The organism is Streptomyces pratensis (assembly GCF_037137275.1).
GTDB lineage: Bacteria > Actinomycetota > Actinomycetes > Streptomycetales > Streptomycetaceae > Streptomyces > Streptomyces pratensis_B.
In genome coordinates, this window is sequence record NZ_JBBBEN010000085.1 from 118,185 (window position 1) to 133,780 (window position 15,596).

Sequence of the window (15,596 nt, forward strand, 5' to 3'; positions counted from 1 at the left end):
CGTCAGCGTCGCAGCCCGGGGAACTTCCTGGGCTGCGCGGTTCCCTCTTCCGCCGCCTTCACCTTCGCGGCGTACTCGTCCACGTACTCCTGCCCGGACAGGCCCAGGATCGCGTACATGATCTCGTCCGTCACCGCACGGATCGCGGCCTTCTGGTCCTCCATGCCCGCGTAGCGCGAGAAGTCCAACGGCTCGCCGAACCGGATCGCGACCCGCTTGATCTTCGGCACGACCTGGCCGGGCGGCTGGATCTCGAACGTGCCCACCATGGCGCACGGGACCACCGGGACCTGCGCGGTGATCGCCATCACCGCGACCCCGACCTTGCCTTTGTACAGCCGCCCGTCGTGCGACCGGGTGCCCTCCGGGTAGATCCCCAGCAGCTCCCCCTTGCCCAGCACCCCGAGCCCCTCCCGGATCGCCGCCCGCCCGGCGTCCTTGCCCGACCGGTCGACCGGGATCTGCCCCGCGCTGTGGAAGAACGCCGCGGTCAGCCGGCCCTTGAGCCCCGGGCCGGTGAAGTACTCCGCCTTCGCCAGGAAGGTGATGCGGCGCTTGATGATGGCCGGCATGAGGAAGTGGTCGGAGAAGGAGAGATGGTTGCCCGCGACGATCGCCGCGCCCTCGTCCGGAATGTTCTCCAGCCCCTCGATACGGGGGCGGAACAGCAGCCTCAGCACCGGGCCTAGCAGCACGTACTTCAGGACGTAATAGAACACCTGGGGGTGCACCTCGCTCTGCCGGGTGGATGTCAGGACTGCGTGGGGCCGGTTCACGGTGGTGCTGGCGCCGTCCGGGCAAGCGCCCGGCGCCACCGGGCGACCGTGGCGATCCGGTCACCCGGCTCGTACCCGCCATCGGGCCCGGCAGGCGTGCCGGGCTCTCAGGAGGTGTCCTGCGTCGTCAGCAAGCCGAGGGTGCACAGGCCGAGCACCACCCAGCCGAACCACAGCCAGCCGCTGCTTCCCAGCGCCACCGTGTACGCGGTCACCGCGACCAGCGCCCCGACGGTCAGGTATCCCATGGTCTTCGTCGATCCGGACATGCGCGCACGCTCCTCGTCGGCCGCGCGGCCGTTGTCCCCATGGTCACCCCGGACGCGCCCCCGGCGCTACTGCCCGCGCGCCTGCAGGGAGGCCAGATAGGCGTTGTACGCCGCCAGCTCCTTGTCGCCGTCGCGGTCGGCGGCCCGGTCCGAGCGCCGGGCGGTGCGCTGCTCGGAGCGGTACCACTGGAAGACCAGCGCGATCAGCACCAGCACGGAGGGGATCTCACTGAACGCCCAGGCGATCCCCCCGGCCCAGTTCTGGTCGCTCAGCGCGTCGATGCCCAGGGAGGCCGGCGGATCGCTGTACGTCTCCACCATCGGCGTCGACGCCATCATCAGCGCGATCCCGAAGAACGCGTGGAACGGCATTCCGGCGAACAGCTCCAGCATCCGCATCACGTAGCCGGGCCGGTGCGGGCCCGGGTCGACGCCCATGATCGGCCAGAAGAAGATCAGGCCGACGGCGAGGAAGTGCACCATCATCCCGAGGTGGCCCGGCTTGGAACTCATCAGGAAGTCGAAGATCGGAGTGAAGTACAGCGCGTACAGACTCGCGATGAACAGCGGGATCGTGAACACCGGATGCGTGATGATCCTCATGTAGCGGCTGTGCAGCAGCTTCAGGAGCACCTCGCGCGGCCCGGTCCGCCCCCGGCCGGCCGGCGGCAGCGCGCGCAGCGCCAGCGTCACCGGGGCCCCGAGCAGCAGCAGGATCGGCGACAGCATGCTGATCACCATGTGCTGCACCATGTGCACGCTGAACATGACCATGCCGTAGTCGTTGAGCTTGGTGCACATCACCAGGGCGATGCTGAGCACCCCCGCGCCGAAGAACACGATCCGGCCCACCGGCCAGCCGTCCCCGCGCCGACGCAGCCGCACCACGCCGTACCCGTACAGGACGAGCGCGAGGACGCAGCCGGTCAGGAAGAACGGGTCGGCGGAGATCTCCAGCCCCCGCCCCAGCGTGAACGGCGGCAGATCCATGGTCATGCCGTGCCCGCTGTGATCCATCTCTTCACTCCCGATGGAGGCGTCCGGAGACGTCCCTGTTTCGTGCCGGTTGTCCGGACCAGAGTAGAACCGCCCCCGGCCGCTACTGCGGCCGGGGGCGGTTTGAGGGACCGGGTGGCGCCCGACGTCAGAGCACGCACTCCGCCTCGGCATACCGCTCGGCGGGGACCGTCTTGAGCGTCTCCACCGCGGCCGCCAGCGGGACCATGGTGATGTCGGTGCCGCGCAACGCGGTCAGCATGCCGAACTCGCCCCGGTGCGCCGCCTCCACCGCGTGCCAGCCGAACCGGGTCGCCAGGACCCGGTCGTACGCCGTCGGAGTGCCGCCGCGCTGCACGTGACCCAGGATCACGGGGCGGGCCTCCTTGCCGAGCCGCTGCTCCAGCTCCCCCGAGAGCCGCGTGGCCACTCCGGCGAACCGCTCGTGGCCGTAGACGTCCTTGGCGCCCTGCTCGAACTGCATGGAGCCCGCACGCGGCTTCGCCCCCTCCGCGACCACCACGATGGCGAACTTCTTGCCCGCGGAGAAGCGCTTGCCGACCAGCTCGGTCAGCTCGTCGATGTCGAAGGGGCGCTCCGGCACCACGATGGCGTGGGCGCCGGCGGCCATGCCGGAGTGCAGGGCGATCCAGCCGGTGTGACGCCCCATGACCTCGACGATCAGCACCCGCTGGTGGGACTCGGCGGTGGTCTTCAGCCGGTCCAGCGCCTCGGTGGCCACCCCGACGGCGGTGTCGAAACCGAACGTGACGTCGGTGGAGGCGATGTCGTTGTCGATGGTCTTGGGAACTCCGACGATGGGAAGCCCGGCCTGCGAGAGGAGGTGCGCCGCCTTGAGGGTGCCCTCGCCGCCGATCGGGATGATCGCGTCCAGTCCGAGGTCGGCGACATGCCCGCGGGCGCGCTCCACACCGTCACGCAGATGCGCGGGCTGGACGCGGGAGGAGCCGAGGATCGTGCCGCCGCGGGCGAGGATGCCCCCCACCGCGTCGAGGTCGAGCTTGCGGTAGTCGCACTCCAGCAGGCCCTTCCAGCCGTCGTGGAAACCGATGACCTCGTCGCCGTGGTCCACCACCGCACGGTGCACGACGGAACGGATGACGGCGTTGAGGCCGGGGCAGTCGCCACCGGAAGTGAGTACGCCAATGCGCATGGCCCGAGAACCTTTGCAACGTGGGTCGACGACCGGACCACGTCGTCCGGTGGGAGATCCCCGCCACCCTACCGGCGCAGGGTGGCGGGGCCGAACCGGCCGTCCGCCTGCTGGACTCCGCTCGGTTGAGCGGAAATCGACTCAGGCGGGCTGGGTCGCCGAGGCGATCCGCTCGGCGCGCAGCGCTTCGTACCAGCGGTCGTCCGTGGGCGGCAGGGCGTTCACGTCGAGGGCCAGTTTCAGCAGCAGATCGGCGATCTGCGGATTGCGGGCCAGCACCGGACCGTGCATGTACGTCCCGAAGACCGTGTCGTTGTACGCACCCTCCGTGCCGTCCCCCGTGCCGTTGCCGCGCCCGAACTGCACGCGCGCCAACGGCCGCGCCGTGGGGCCGAGGTGGGTGACGCCCTGGTGGTTCTCGAACCCGGTCAGCGGCGGCAGGGCGAGCTGCGGGTCGATCTCCCCGAGCACATCGCCGACGCATCGCTCGCCCTCGCCGCGGGTGGAGACCACGTCGAGCAGGCCGAGACCGGCCTCGCGCTCACCGAGGTCGTTGACGAACTCGTGCCCGAGGATCTGGTAGCCGGCGCAGACCGAGAAGATGATCGCGCCGTTGGACGCGGCGCGGCTCAGTCCGCCGTCGCGGCGCAGCCGCTCGGCCGCCAGCCGCTGCGGCCGGTCCTCACCGCCGCCGATCAGGTAGATGTCACCGGACGTGGGCACCGGCTGGTCACTGCGCACGTCGACGCGCTGGACGTCCAGCCCGCGCTGCCGGGCGCGTCGTTCCACGACCAGCGCGTTGCCCTGGTCGCCGTAGGTGCTGAGCAGGTCGGGGTAGACCCAGACCAGACGCAGACCGTTGTTGCTCATGCTTCGTCCTCTCCGGAGGTGGCCGGGGCCGGGGTCAGTTGCCGACACGACGGCGCAGATCCTGGAAGGCGGTGTAGTTGGCGATGACCTCGATGCGGCCGGGCGGGGCGTACCGCACGGCCTCGTCGAGGTTCTCGCAGACCCGGAAGTCGAGACCGGCCACCTCCAGGCGGACCGCGAGGTCCAGCTTGCGGTCGCCGAGCACGAAGATCGGGTGGCCGGCCAGCTGGGTGTAGTCCACGTCCCACAGCCAGGAGGTGTCCGTGCCGTCCGCGCCGCGGGCGTTCACCGACAGGATCACCGGCGTCGGCGGCGGGTCGATCAGCGAGAACGTCTCCAGCCAGCCCGCCGGGTTCTTGGCCAGCAGCAGTCGCAGCTCGCGCTCCTGGAAGGTCACCACGTCGTACCGGCCGGCCACTGCCTGCACCTGGTACATCCGCTCCAGCGCGACCTGGGGCGGCACTCCGAAGACGGCTGCCACAGCCGCCGAGCTGGTGGCGTTGGCCTTGTTCGCCCGGCCCGGCAGCTGGAGGTGGATCGGCCACGCCGAACCGTGCGGGTCCAGGACGTAGTCCCCGTTGAGCGCCCAGCTCGGGGCGGGGCGGCGGAAGCCGCACTGCCCGCAGAACCAGTCGTCGCCCGGACGCTGCATCACGCCGCCGCACGACGGGCAGGACCAGGCGTCGTCCTTCCACGCCTGCCCGGCCGCGACCCACACCACATTGGCCGAGGAGGAGGCCGCCCAGACGACCAACGGGTCGTCGGCGTTCGCGATGATCACGGCCTTGGAGCCGGACAGGCCTTCGCGCCAGTGCTCGGCCAGCATCCGGGTCTCCGCCGCGCGGTCCAGCTGGTCGCGCGAGAGGTTGAGGAGCGCGATCGCCTTCGGCGTGGTGTCGCGCGCGACACCCGCCAGATACTTCTCGTCGACCTCGATGACGCCGAACTTCGCGTCCGAGCCGCCGGCGAGCGCGGAGGTGATGCCCGCGGGCATGTTCGCGCCGAGCGCGTTCGAGACGACGGGGCCCGCGGCCCGCAGTGCCTCGGCGATCAGCCGGGTGGTGGTCGTCTTGCCGTTCGTCGCCGACACGAGGATCACGTCCAGGTGCTGCGCCAGCCGCCCCAGCAGGTCGGGGTCGAGCTTGAGCGCCACCCGGCCGCCGATCACCGATCCGCTGCCCCGCCCCGCGGCGCGTGACACCGCCGCCGCGGCCTTGCCCGCCGTCACGGCCAGTTTGGCCCGCGGCGACAACGGCTCCGTGTTGCCTGCCATCGTCCTAGATCCTCCTTGCATCGGTCCACGCCCAGCCTATCGATGTCCGGCGCGGCGACCGCACCGCGGCACCACGGGAACTCCCCGGCGGCGGCGGAACGTACGCTTACCGCCATGCGCAACCGCCCGATCCCCGGCAGCTCCGGACTGGTCCGCGAGATGAGTCTGCTCGGTGACCCGCTGCTCCACCGCGCCTGCGAGGACGTCACGGATTTCGGGCCGTCGCTCGCGAGGCTGGTCGAGGACATGTTCGCCACGATGTACGCCGCGCACGGTGTCGGGCTCGCCGCCAACCAGATCGGCGTCCCGCTCAAGGTGTTCGTCTACGACTGCCCGGACGACGACGATGTCCGCCATCTGGGACACGTGGTCAATGCCGCACTGGTCGAGGCGGACGGACTCACCGTACGCGGACCGGAGGGCTGTCTGTCACTTCCCGGCCTGGAGGCGGGCACGGAACGCTTCGACCACGCGGTCGTCGAGGGGCTGACCATGGCGGGCGAGCCGGTGCGGATCGCGGGCACCGGCTGGTTCGCCCGCTGCCTCCAGCACGAGTGCGACCATCTGGAGGGCACCGTCTACACCGACCGGCTGACCGGCCTGCGCAGGGCCAGAGCACTCCGTGCGGCCCGGCGGGCGCCCTGGAGCCGCGGGGGCTGAGCGCGGCCGGCGTCCCGGCGACCAGGTCAGAACCCCGGGCCGCCCTGGAGGTCGCCCGCCGCCGCGAGCCGGCCCCACAGCAGATCGGCGAGGCTGCTCACCAGACGTTCCCGGGAGCAGGGCCGGTCGCCGAGCCACCAGTCGCCCGCCGCGTGCATCATGCCCACGATCCCGTGCCCCCAGATCCGGGCCGTCTGCTCGCTGTCCGGCCCGAGGTCCACCCGCTCCGCGATCACCTGGCCCAGCTCCTCGCCGAGCCGCCGCAGCAGGGGGGCGGAGTGCCGGCCGACGTCGAAGCCCTGCTCGGCGGGGGTCGCCGTGCCGGCGGGGGAGTCGGAGGGGTGCATCAGGAAGCGGTAGACCTGGGGGCGCGCCTCGATCGCGGCGAGGTACGTGTCGAGCGTCGACTCCACCCGCTTCCGGCGGTCGGCGGGGGCGTCCAGGGCCGCGCGCAAAGCGCTGAGGAGCGCGTCGGTGTGGCGTTTGGCGAGCGCGCGGTAGAGCCCGCCCTTGTCGCCGAAGTGGCGGTAGAGGATGGGCTTGGTGATCCCGGCCTCGGCTGCGATCGCGTTCATCGAGGCCTTCGGGCCGTCCCTGAGCACCACCCGGTCGGCTGCTTCGAGCAGCTCGCGGCGGCGGCTCCTGGCCGCGCTCGGCTGCCGCTCGGCGCCTCGTGCGGTCTCCATGTCGTCTCTCCCACCCCTGGCCACGCGATGTCGTCGCATCACTCCTGCACGCCTGCGCAACGTAACACCCCGCCTGGCGGGGCGAGTGACCAGCTCCGGAGCGGTTGACAGTTGCTACTTGCCGGTAACACACTGTTGTTACCGCAAGTAACCCTTGCCTGTCCGCCGCACCGCTGGAGGGGAAACATGGCCGAGTTCACGCTTGAGCTCAATGACGACCAGAAGCAGGTTCGCGACTGGCTCCACGGCTTCGCGGCGGATGTCATCCGCCCTGCGGCCTCGGAGTGGGACGAGCGTGAGGAAACGCCCTGGCCCGTCATCCAGGAAGCGGCCAAGGTCGGCATCTACTCCCTCGACTTCTACGCCCAGCAGTTCTTCGACCCTACGGGGCTCGGCATCCCCATGGCTATGGAAGAGCTGTTCTGGGGTGACGCGGGCATCGCCCTGTCGATCGTCGGCACGGGCCTGGCGGCCGTCGGCGTCCTCGCCAACGGCACCGAGGAGCAGATCGGCACCTGGATTCCGCAGATGTACGGCGACGTCGACGACGTCAAGCTCGCCGCGTTCTGCTCCTCGGAGCCCGACGCCGGCTCCGACGTCGCCTCGATGCGCACCCGGGCCGTCTACGACGAGGCCAAGGACGAGTGGGTCCTCAACGGGACCAAGACCTGGGCGACCAACGGCGGCATAGCCGCGGTCCACGTCGTCGTCGCCGTCGTCGACCCCGACCTCGGGTCCAAGGGCCACGCCTCGTTCATCGTGCCGCCGAACACCCCCGGGCTCTCCCAGGGGCAGAAGTTCAAGAAGCACGGAATCCGGGCCTCCCACACCGCAGAGGTGGTCCTGGAGGACGTCCGCGTCCCCGGCCACTGCCTGCTCGGCGGCAAGGAGAAGCTCGACGAGCGCATCGCCCGTGCCCGGGAGCGCGCCAAGACGGACGGCGAGCGGGTGAAGAACGCGGCCATGGCCACCTTCGAGGCCTCCCGGCCGGCCGTCGGCGCGATGGCCGTGGGCACCGCCCGCGCCGCCTACGAGGTCGCCCTCGACTACGCGAAGACGCGCAGCCAGTTCGGCCGCCCCATCATCGACAACCAGGGCATCGCCTTCCAGCTCGCCGACATGCGCACCCGGATCGACGCCGCTCGGCTGCTGGTCTGGCGCGCCTCCTGGATGGCCACCACGGGCAAGCCCTTCACCTCGGCCGAGGGCTCCATGTCCAAGCTCTACGCGAGCGAGACCGCCAGGGACGTCACCGCGCAGGCGATCCAGATCCTCGGCGGCAACGGCTACACCCGCGAGTACCCGGTCGAGCGGATGCACCGCGACGCGGCGATCTACACCATCTTCGAGGGCACCAGCGAGATCCAGCGCCTGGTGATCGCCCGGACCCTGGCGGGCGTGCCGATCCGATAGCCGAACGCCGGCGGGGGCCGTCCGGGACNTCCCGGACGGCCCCCGCCCCGGCTCACGCGGGCAGCTGGGCCTCGATCGCCGCGACGACCTCCGCGGACTCGGGCTCGCTGCGCGGGCGAATCCGTGCCACCGGCTCACCGGCCGGCGAGATCACGAACTTCTCGAAGTTCCACTGGACGTCCCCGGCCTCGCCGTCCCCGTCGGCCAGCTTCGTCAGCTCCGCGTACAGCGGGTGCCGTCCCGCGCCGTTGACGTCGGTCTTCTCCAGCAGCGGGAAGCTGACCCCGTACGTCGTCGAGCAGAAGGCCTGGATCTCCTGCGCACTGCCCGGCTCCTGCCCGGCGAACTGGTTGCAGGGAACGCCGAGCACCGTCAGCCCCCGGTCCCCGTACGTCTGCTGCAACCGCTCCAGGCCCTCGTACTGCGGGGTGAGCCCGCACCGGGAGGCCACGTTCACCAGCAGGACCGCCCGGCCGTCGTACGCGCCCAGCGTGGTCGGCTCGCCCGCGAGGGTGCGCAGCGGAATGTCGTGCAGCGTCATGAAGTTCTCCCTGGTCATCGCGTGGTGCTCGTGGTGCCGCCCGCCCGCACGGCGGCGAGCTCCTTGTAGTAGAAGGTCGTCGGCTTCAGGCTGCCCGCCGGATCGGCCGCGTATCCCGGCACGCTGCCGACCGCCGTCCAGCCCGCCTTGCGGTAGACCTGTTCGGCCGGGCTGCCGGTCTCGGTGTCCAGGATCAGCAGGGTGATCCCTTCGGACGCCGCGTAGGCCTCCACCGCGTCCAGCAGGGCCCGGCCGAGCCCCTGGCCGCGGGCGGAGGGCCGGACCATCAGCTTGGCGACCTCGGCGCGGTGGCGGGCGTTGGGCAGCGGCGCCCGGACCAGGGCGATCGTCCCCGACACCCGTCCGCCCTCCCGGGCGATCCACAGCGCGAGCTGCCCGGCCTCGACGGCCGCCGCGCGCTCCCGCCACCAGACGGCGGCCGCCTCCCGCTCCAGCGGGGCCAGGAAACCGACGGAGGACCCCTCCTCGACGGTCTCCACCAGCAGCTCGGCCATCTCGTCGGCGTACGTGACCAGTTCGGGGCCGGTCACGTGCACGATCTCGGTCATGGGGCAGGGGTCCTTTCCAGCGGAACGTTCACAGGGGGACGGTCGGGCGCACCGCTCGGGGCCCTTCGCCCTGTGCCGTGCGATGAGGGAGGATTCCCCCTGTGCAGTCTCCCGAACTCTTCCCCGCGCCGCTGCCCGCAGTCGACCCGCAGGAGCATACCGGTGACGCGGTGGGCCGCCGCGTGGTCCGCTGCCGCCTCTGCGGCCGCCCCCTCACCGGCGCGGGCTCCCGCCGGGCCGGCCTCGGGCCCTCCTGCGACGCCAAGCTGCACCCCGCGCCGCCGGCCATCCGCACCCGCCGCCACGAGGTCGAACAGGACCCGCTGCCGGGCGCCTGAGCCTCGGGCGTCCCGGCCCTAAGCCTTCAGCCGCCGGAACAGGCCCTCCTGCACCACCGAGACCAGCAGCTGCCCCGACCGGTCGTAGATGCGTCCCCGCGCCAGCCCCCGGCCGCCCGTGGCCACCGGCGACTCCTGGTCGTACAGGAACCACTCGTCCGCCCGGAACGGGCGGTGGAACCACATCGCGTGGTCCAGCGACGCCATGTCGAAGCCGCGCGGGCCCCACAACGGCTCCACCGGGATGCGCACCGCGTCCAGCAAGGTCATGTCGCTCGCGTACGTCAGCGCGCAGGTGTGGACCAACGGGTCGTCGCCCAGCGGGCCCACCGCGCGCATCCACACCGCGCTGCGCGGGTCCGCGTCCCTGATCTCCTCGCTCGTCCAGCGCAGCCGGTCGACGTAGCGGATGTCGAACGGCTGGCGCCGGGCCATCCGCTCCAGGGCCTCCGGCAGCCCGCCCAGGTGCTCGCGCACCTCGTCGGCGACCGTCGGCAGCTCCTGCGGGTCGGGGACGATGCGGGCCGGCGGCAGCTGGTGCTCGAAGCCGGCCTCCTCCGGGCGGTGGAAGGAGGCCGTCAGATTGAAGATCGTCCGGCCGTTCTGGACGGCCGTCACCCGGCGGGTGGTGAAGGAGCGGCCGTCCCGCACCCGCTCCACCTGGTAGACGATCGGCACCCCCGGGCGGCCCGGCCGCAGGAAGTAGGCGTGCAGCGAGTGCACCGGCCGCTCCCCGTCCGTGGTCCGGCCGGCCGCCACCAGCGCCTGGCCCGCGACCTGGCCGCCGAAGACCCGTTGCAGCGACTCCTCGGGGCTGCGGCCGCGGAAGATGTCCACCTCGATCCGCTCCAGGTCGAGAAGGCCGACCAACTGTTCCGCCGGATTCGTCATGTGCTCACTCTCCACTTCCGCGCCCCGTGCGCCGCTGCGCCCGTCGGGGATTCGTTCACAGCTGGCCGACCTCGGTGACCCGGACGACCGCCCGGCCCTCCTCGTCGGACGCGGCCAGGTCCACCTCGGCCTTGATGCCCCAGTCGTGGTCGCCCGCCGGGTCGGCGAACGCCTGCCAGACCCGCCACAGCCCGTGCTCCGGGTCCTCCTCGATCTTCAGCAGCTTCGGGCCGCGCGCGTCCGGGCCGGTGCCGAGGTCCTCGTGCGCGTCCCAGTACGCGTCCATCGCCTCGCCCCACGCCTCCTCGTCCCAGCCGCCGTCGCCGTCCAGCTCGCCCAGGTCACGGACCCGGTCGAGTGCGGCCAGCTCCACCCGGCGGAACATCGCGTTGCGCACGAGCACCCGGAAGGCGCGGGGGTTCGCGGTCACCGGCTTGCCCTCGTCGGCCCGCTCCTGAGCCTGCTCGGCGGTCTCGACCTCGGGGTTGGCGAGCTGCTCCCACTCGTCCAGCAGGCTGGAGTCCACCTGGCGCACCATCTCGCCGAGCCAGGAGATCAGGTCCTGGAGGTCCTCCGACTTCAGGTCGTCCGGGACCGTGTGCTCCAGCGCCTTGTACGCGCTCGCCAGATAGCGCAGCACGATGCCCTCGGTCCGGGCCAGCTCGTAGTGCGAGGTGAACTCCGTGAAGGTCATGGCCCGTTCGTACATGTCCCGGATCACCGACTTCGGCGACACCGGGTGGTCGTTCACCCACGGGTGGCTCGTGCGGTAGACGTCGTAGGCGTGCCACAGCAGCTCGCTCAACGGCTTGGGGTACGTGACCTCCTGGAGCCGCTCCATCCGCTCCTCGTACTCGACCCCGTCCGCCTTCATCTGCCCCACGGCCTCGCCGCGCGCCTTGTTCTGCTGGGCCGCCAGAATCTGCCGGGGGTCGTCCAGCGTCGACTCGACGACCGAGACCATGTCCAGCGCGTACGAGGGGGAGTCGGCGTCCAGCAGATCGAACGCGGCCAGCGCGAACGTCGACAGCGGCTGGTTCAGTGCGAAGTCCTGCTGGAGGTCGACCGTCAGACGTACGATGCGGCCCTCGGCGTCCGGCGTCTCCAACTGCTCCACCACCCCGCCGGACAGCAGGGAACGGTAGATGGCGATGGCCCGCCGGATGTGCCGCAGCTGGGCCTTGCGGGGCTCGTGGTTGTCCTCCAGCAGGTGCCGCATCGCCTCGAAGGCGTTGCCGGGGCGGGCGATGACCGCGAGAAGCATCGTGTGCGTGACCCGGAAGCGGGAGTTCAGCGGTTCGGGCTCCGACTGGATGAGCTTGTCGAACGTCGTCTCCGACCAGGCGACGAACCCTTCGGGGGCCTTCTTGCGCACCACCTTGCGCTTCTTCTTCGGATCGTCGCCCGCCTTCTTGACGGCCTTCTCGTTCTCGATGACGTGCTCGGGGGCCTGCGCCACGACGAATCCGGCCGTGTCGAAACCGGCCCGCCCGGCCCGCCCGGCGATCTGGTGGAACTCCCGCGCGCGCAGGGTCCGCACCCGGGTGCCGTCGTACTTGGTCAACGCGGTGAACAGCACCGTGCGAATGGGCACGTTGACGCCGACGCCGAGCGTGTCGGTGCCGCAGATCACCTTCAGCAGACCCGCCTGGGCCAGCTTCTCCACCAGTCGACGGTACTTGGGCAGCATGCCCGCGTGGTGCACGCCGATCCCGTGGCGCACGTACCGGGAGAGGTTCTGGCCGAACTTGGTGGTGAAGCGGAAGCTGCCGATCAGCTCGGCGATCTTCTCCTTCTCCGCCTTGGTGCACATGTTGATGCTCATCAGCGACTGAGCCCGCTCGACGGCCGCGGCCTGCGTGAAGTGCACGATGTAGACCGGCGACTGCCGGGTGTCCAGAAGCTCGGTCAGCGTCTCGGTGATCGGCGTGAAGCGGTACTCGTAGCTGAGCGGCACCGGACGGGTCGCGGAGCGCACCACGGAGGTGGGGCGGCCGGTCCGCCGGGTCAGGTCCTTCTCGAACATCGAGACGTCGCCGAGCGTCGCCGACATCAGCACGAACTGCGCCTGCGGCAGCTCCAGCAGCGGGATCTGCCAGGCCCAGCCGCGGTCCGGCTCGGCGTAGAAGTGGAACTCGTCCATCACGACCTGGCCGATGTCGGCGTACTTGCCGTCGCGCAGGGCGATGGAGGCCAGCACCTCGGCCGTACAGCAGATCACCGGCGCGTCCGCGTTGACGGAGGCGTCGCCGGTGAGCATGCCGACGTTCTCGGTGCCGAAGAGCTTGCACAGGTCGAAGAACTTCTCCGAGACCAGCGCCTTGATCGGCGCGGTGTAGAAGGTGACCTTGTCCTGGGCCAGCGCGGTGAAGTGCGCGGCCGCCGCCACCAGGCTCTTCCCGGAACCGGTCGGGGTGGAGAGAATCACGTTCGCCCCCGAGACCACCTCGATCAGCGCCTCTTCCTGGGCGGGATAGAGGGTGATGCCCTGGGTTTCGGTCCATGACGAGAAGGCCTCGAAGAGGGCGTCCGGGTCGGCGGTCTGGGGCAGCTGGTCGATGAGGGTCACGCCCCCATCTTGCATGCCGTCCGCCCCGATCAGGGAACCGGAGGACCGCACGAAGATCACGGACGATACGCTGCGGTCTCAACCAGTCCACGCCGTAGCGGTGATGGGCGCGCCGCACGCGGGGGACGGAACAGACCATGATGGGACCGGCACACTCGCTGTCAGGGGCGGCGGCCTGGCTGGGGGTGGGCGCGGCGGCAGCCGCCGCGGGCCATGCGATGCCGTGGCCCGTCCTGGTCGTCGGAGCGCTGATCTGCGCGGGCGCGGCGCTGGCCCCCGACCTGGACCACAAGTCCGCGACCATCTCGCGTGCCTTCGGGCCGGTCTCCAAGACCCTCTGCGAGGTCGTCGACAAACTCTCGTACGCCGTCTACAAGGCGACCAGGGGCCCCGGCGACCCCCGCCGCACCGGCGGCCACCGCACCCTGACCCACACCTGGCTGTGGGCCGTCCTCGTCGGCGGCGGCTGCTCGGCGGCGGCGGTCACCGGCGGGCGCTGGGCGGTCCTGGCGATCCTCTTCGTCCACCTGGTGCTCGCGGTCGAGGGCCTGCTGTGGCGGGCCGCCCGGGTCTCCAGCGACGTCCTGGTCTGGTTGCTCGGCGCCACCAGCGCGTGGATACTCGCGGGCGTCCTGGACCAGCCCGGCCACGGGGCCGGGTGGCTGTTCGACGCGCCGGGCCAGGAGTACCTCTGGCTTGGCCTGCCCATCGTGCTGGGCGCCCTCGTCCACGACATCGGCGACGCGCTCACCGTCTCGGGCTGCCCGATCCTGTGGCCGATACCGCTGGGCCGCAAGCGCTGGTACCCGATCGGCCCCCCCAAGGCCATGCGCTTCAGGGCCGGCAGCTGGGTGGAGATCAAGGTCCTGATGCCCGCCTTCATGGTCCTCGGGTCGGTGGGCGCGGCAGCGGCCCTCAACGTCATCTGACGGGCGGGACCGCACCTCGCCTTGCCCAGAGCCCCGCGGGCGGGCGGCGAGCCCCGGCCCGTAGCACCATGGCAGCATGCTGCTCGCCGAGCTCGCCCACGTCTCCCTGGAGGTCGCCGCCTCCTCCGCCCGGTCCCGGAAGGTGGAGCTCCTCGCCGCCCTGTTCCGGGACGCCGCGCCCCAGGAGGCGCCCGTCGTCATCCCCTACCTCGCCGGACGGCTGCCCCAGGGCCGGATCGGCGTCGGCCCGCGCGCCCTGGGCGAGAGCGTCCCGCCCGCCGCGGACGCCACTCTCACCGTGAGGCGCACCGACGCCGAGCTGACCGCGCTCACCGCGGTCACCGGCCCCGGCTCCCAGGCCCTGCGGCGGGAGCGGCTGCACGCCCTGCTGGGCGCCGCCACCGCGGACGAGCAGCGCTTCCTGCGGGCGCTGCTCACCGGCGAGCTACGCCAGGGGGCGCTGGACGCCGTCGCCGTCGACGCGCTGGCCCGCGCCGCGGAAGCGCCGCCCGCCGACGTCCGGCGTGCCGTGATGCTCGCCGGGTCGCTCCAGGAGGTCGCCCGGGTGCTCCTGGCAGACGGTCCAGGAGCGCTCGCGGCCTTCCGCCTCACCGTCGGGCGGCCCGTGCACCCGATGCTCGCGCACACGGCCGGCTCGGTGGCCGAGGCCGTCGACCGGCTGGGCGGCCCGTGCGCCGTCGAGGAGAAGCTGGACGGAATCCGGGTGCAGGTGCACCGCGACGGCGACCGGGTCCGCGCCTACACCCGGACTCTCGACGACATCACCGACCGGCTGCCCGAGCTCGTCTCCGCCGTCTCGGGGCTGCCGGCCGGCCGCTTCGTCCTGGACGGGGAGGTGATCGCGCTGGGGGAGGACGGCAGGCCGCGCGCGTTCCAGGAGACCGCCGCGCGGGTGGGCTCCCGGCGGGACGTGGCCCGGGCGGCGGCGCAGGCACCCGTCGTCCCGGTCTTCTTCGATGCCCTGTCGGTCGATGACGAGGACCTGCTGGACCTGCCCTTCACCGACCGTCACGCGGCCCTGGAACGCCTGCTCCCCGAGGCGATGCGGGTCCGCGGCGTCCGTCTCGCCGACCCGCAGGACCCGCGGGCCCGCGAGGCCGCGGAGGCGTTCCTCGCCGACACGCTGGAGCGCGGCCACGAGGGCGTCGTCGTCAAGGACCTCTCCGCCGCCTACAGCGCGGGGCGCCGGGGCGCGGCGTGGTTGAAGGTGAAGCCGGTGCACACCCTGGACCTGGTGGTGCTGGCGGCCGAACGGGGGCACGGCCGGCGCACCGGGAAACTCTCCAACCTGCACCTGGGCGCACGGAGGCCCGACGGCGCCTTCACCATGCTCGGCAAGACCTTCAAAGGACTGACCGACGCCCTGCTGGAGTGGCAGACCGAACGGCTGCGGGAGCTGGCGACCGCCGATGACGGACACGTCGTCACCGTACGCCCGGAACTGGTCGTGGAGATCGCCTACGACGGACTGCAACGCTCCACGCGCTACCCCGCCGGGGTCACCCTCCGGTTCGCCCGGGTGCTGCGCTACCGGGAGGACAAGACCGCGCAGGAGGCGGACACCGTGGAGACGGTCCTCTCCCGGCAGCCGTGACCGCGCCAGGCGTGCGCCGGACGCGGC

At 71.7% G+C, this 15,596-nt stretch carries 16 protein-coding genes; 5 read left to right on the forward strand and 11 right to left on the reverse strand.

Going from position 1 to position 15,596, the window contains the following annotated elements; genetic code table 11:
* Positions 1–2 precede the first annotated feature (2 nt).
* The 6 genes from V9U70_RS12310 to V9U70_RS12335 all read right to left on the reverse strand — a co-directional run bounded on the left by V9U70_RS12310 (position 3) and on the right by V9U70_RS12335 (position 5,358).
* Entirely contained in the window at positions 3–719 is a 717-nt protein-coding gene (locus V9U70_RS12310) for a lysophospholipid acyltransferase family protein (protein WP_336674975.1), read from the reverse strand.
* 164 nt (positions 720–883) lie between these two features.
* A complete protein-coding gene (locus V9U70_RS12315; protein WP_336674700.1) occupies positions 884–1,045 on the reverse strand; it encodes a hypothetical protein in 162 nt (53 codons plus the stop codon).
* Between the two features lie 66 nt (positions 1,046–1,111).
* Positions 1,112–2,062, reverse strand: a complete 951-nt coding sequence (locus V9U70_RS12320; protein ID WP_336674702.1) for a cytochrome c oxidase assembly protein — start codon at positions 2,060–2,062, stop codon at positions 1,112–1,114.
* Between the two features lie 127 nt (positions 2,063–2,189).
* Positions 2,190–3,215: a 6-phosphofructokinase gene (locus tag V9U70_RS12325; protein ID WP_336674704.1), complete on the reverse strand. Its 1,026-nt coding sequence runs from the start codon at positions 3,213–3,215 to the stop codon at positions 2,190–2,192.
* A 141-nt stretch (positions 3,216–3,356) separates the two neighbouring features.
* A complete protein-coding gene (locus V9U70_RS12330; RefSeq protein ID WP_336674706.1) occupies positions 3,357–4,085 on the reverse strand; it encodes a type 1 glutamine amidotransferase in 729 nt (242 codons plus the stop codon).
* Between the two features lie 34 nt (positions 4,086–4,119).
* Positions 4,120–5,358 carry a MurT ligase domain-containing protein gene (locus V9U70_RS12335; RefSeq protein ID WP_336674707.1) on the reverse strand — a complete coding sequence of 413 codons (1,239 nt, stop codon included), beginning with the start codon at positions 5,356–5,358 and terminating at the stop codon, positions 4,120–4,122.
* A 114-nt stretch (positions 5,359–5,472) separates the two neighbouring features.
* On the opposite strand from V9U70_RS12335, the gene def reads away from it, so the two are divergent.
* Positions 5,473–6,018, forward strand: coding sequence for a peptide deformylase (gene def / locus V9U70_RS12340; RefSeq protein ID WP_336674709.1), 546 nt, complete (start codon positions 5,473–5,475; stop codon positions 6,016–6,018).
* A 26-nt stretch (positions 6,019–6,044) separates the two neighbouring features.
* On the opposite strand, the gene V9U70_RS12345 is transcribed toward def, so the two are convergent.
* Complete coding sequence (locus V9U70_RS12345) at positions 6,045–6,704, reverse strand: TetR/AcrR family transcriptional regulator (RefSeq protein ID WP_336674711.1); 660 nt, start codon at positions 6,702–6,704, stop codon at positions 6,045–6,047.
* 186 nt (positions 6,705–6,890) lie between these two features.
* Here V9U70_RS12345 and V9U70_RS12350 point away from each other — a divergent pair, with 186 nt between their 5' ends.
* Complete coding sequence (locus tag V9U70_RS12350; RefSeq protein WP_336674712.1) at positions 6,891–8,117, forward strand: acyl-CoA dehydrogenase family protein; 1,227 nt, start codon at positions 6,891–6,893, stop codon at positions 8,115–8,117.
* Positions 8,118–8,169: 52 nt separating this feature from the next.
* On the opposite strand, the gene V9U70_RS12355 is transcribed toward V9U70_RS12350, so the two are convergent.
* Entirely contained in the window at positions 8,170–8,658 is a 489-nt protein-coding gene (locus tag V9U70_RS12355) for a glutathione peroxidase (RefSeq protein WP_336674714.1), read from the reverse strand.
* Between the two features lie 14 nt (positions 8,659–8,672).
* Positions 8,673–9,227 (reverse strand): GNAT family N-acetyltransferase, encoded by a 555-nt coding sequence (locus tag V9U70_RS12360; RefSeq protein ID WP_336674716.1) that lies wholly within the window; start codon positions 9,225–9,227, stop codon positions 8,673–8,675.
* Positions 9,228–9,328: 101 nt separating this feature from the next.
* Here V9U70_RS12360 and V9U70_RS12365 point away from each other — a divergent pair, with 101 nt between their 5' ends.
* Positions 9,329–9,565 carry a DUF6011 domain-containing protein gene (locus tag V9U70_RS12365; protein ID WP_419723970.1) on the forward strand — a complete coding sequence of 79 codons (237 nt, stop codon included), beginning with the start codon at positions 9,329–9,331 and terminating at the stop codon, positions 9,563–9,565.
* Between the two features lie 18 nt (positions 9,566–9,583).
* On the opposite strand, the gene V9U70_RS12370 is transcribed toward V9U70_RS12365, so the two are convergent.
* Both V9U70_RS12370 and V9U70_RS12375 read right to left on the reverse strand, forming a co-directional pair.
* On the reverse strand, positions 9,584–10,456 hold the full coding sequence (locus V9U70_RS12370) for an acyl-CoA thioesterase (RefSeq protein WP_336674718.1): 873 nt from the start codon (positions 10,454–10,456) through the stop codon (positions 9,584–9,586).
* Between the two features lie 55 nt (positions 10,457–10,511).
* Entirely contained in the window at positions 10,512–13,025 is a 2,514-nt protein-coding gene (locus tag V9U70_RS12375; protein ID WP_336674720.1) for a DEAD/DEAH box helicase, read from the reverse strand.
* 137 nt (positions 13,026–13,162) lie between these two features.
* Between V9U70_RS12375 and V9U70_RS12380 the strand changes: the two genes are divergently transcribed.
* Complete coding sequence (locus tag V9U70_RS12380; RefSeq protein ID WP_336674723.1) at positions 13,163–13,954, forward strand: metal-dependent hydrolase; 792 nt, start codon at positions 13,163–13,165, stop codon at positions 13,952–13,954.
* Between the two features lie 76 nt (positions 13,955–14,030).
* The gene (locus V9U70_RS12385; protein ID WP_336674724.1) at positions 14,031–15,569 is read left to right on the forward strand and encodes an ATP-dependent DNA ligase; all 1,539 of its coding nucleotides are present in this window, start codon (positions 14,031–14,033) and stop codon (positions 15,567–15,569) included.
* Positions 15,570–15,596: the final 27 nt, after the last annotated feature.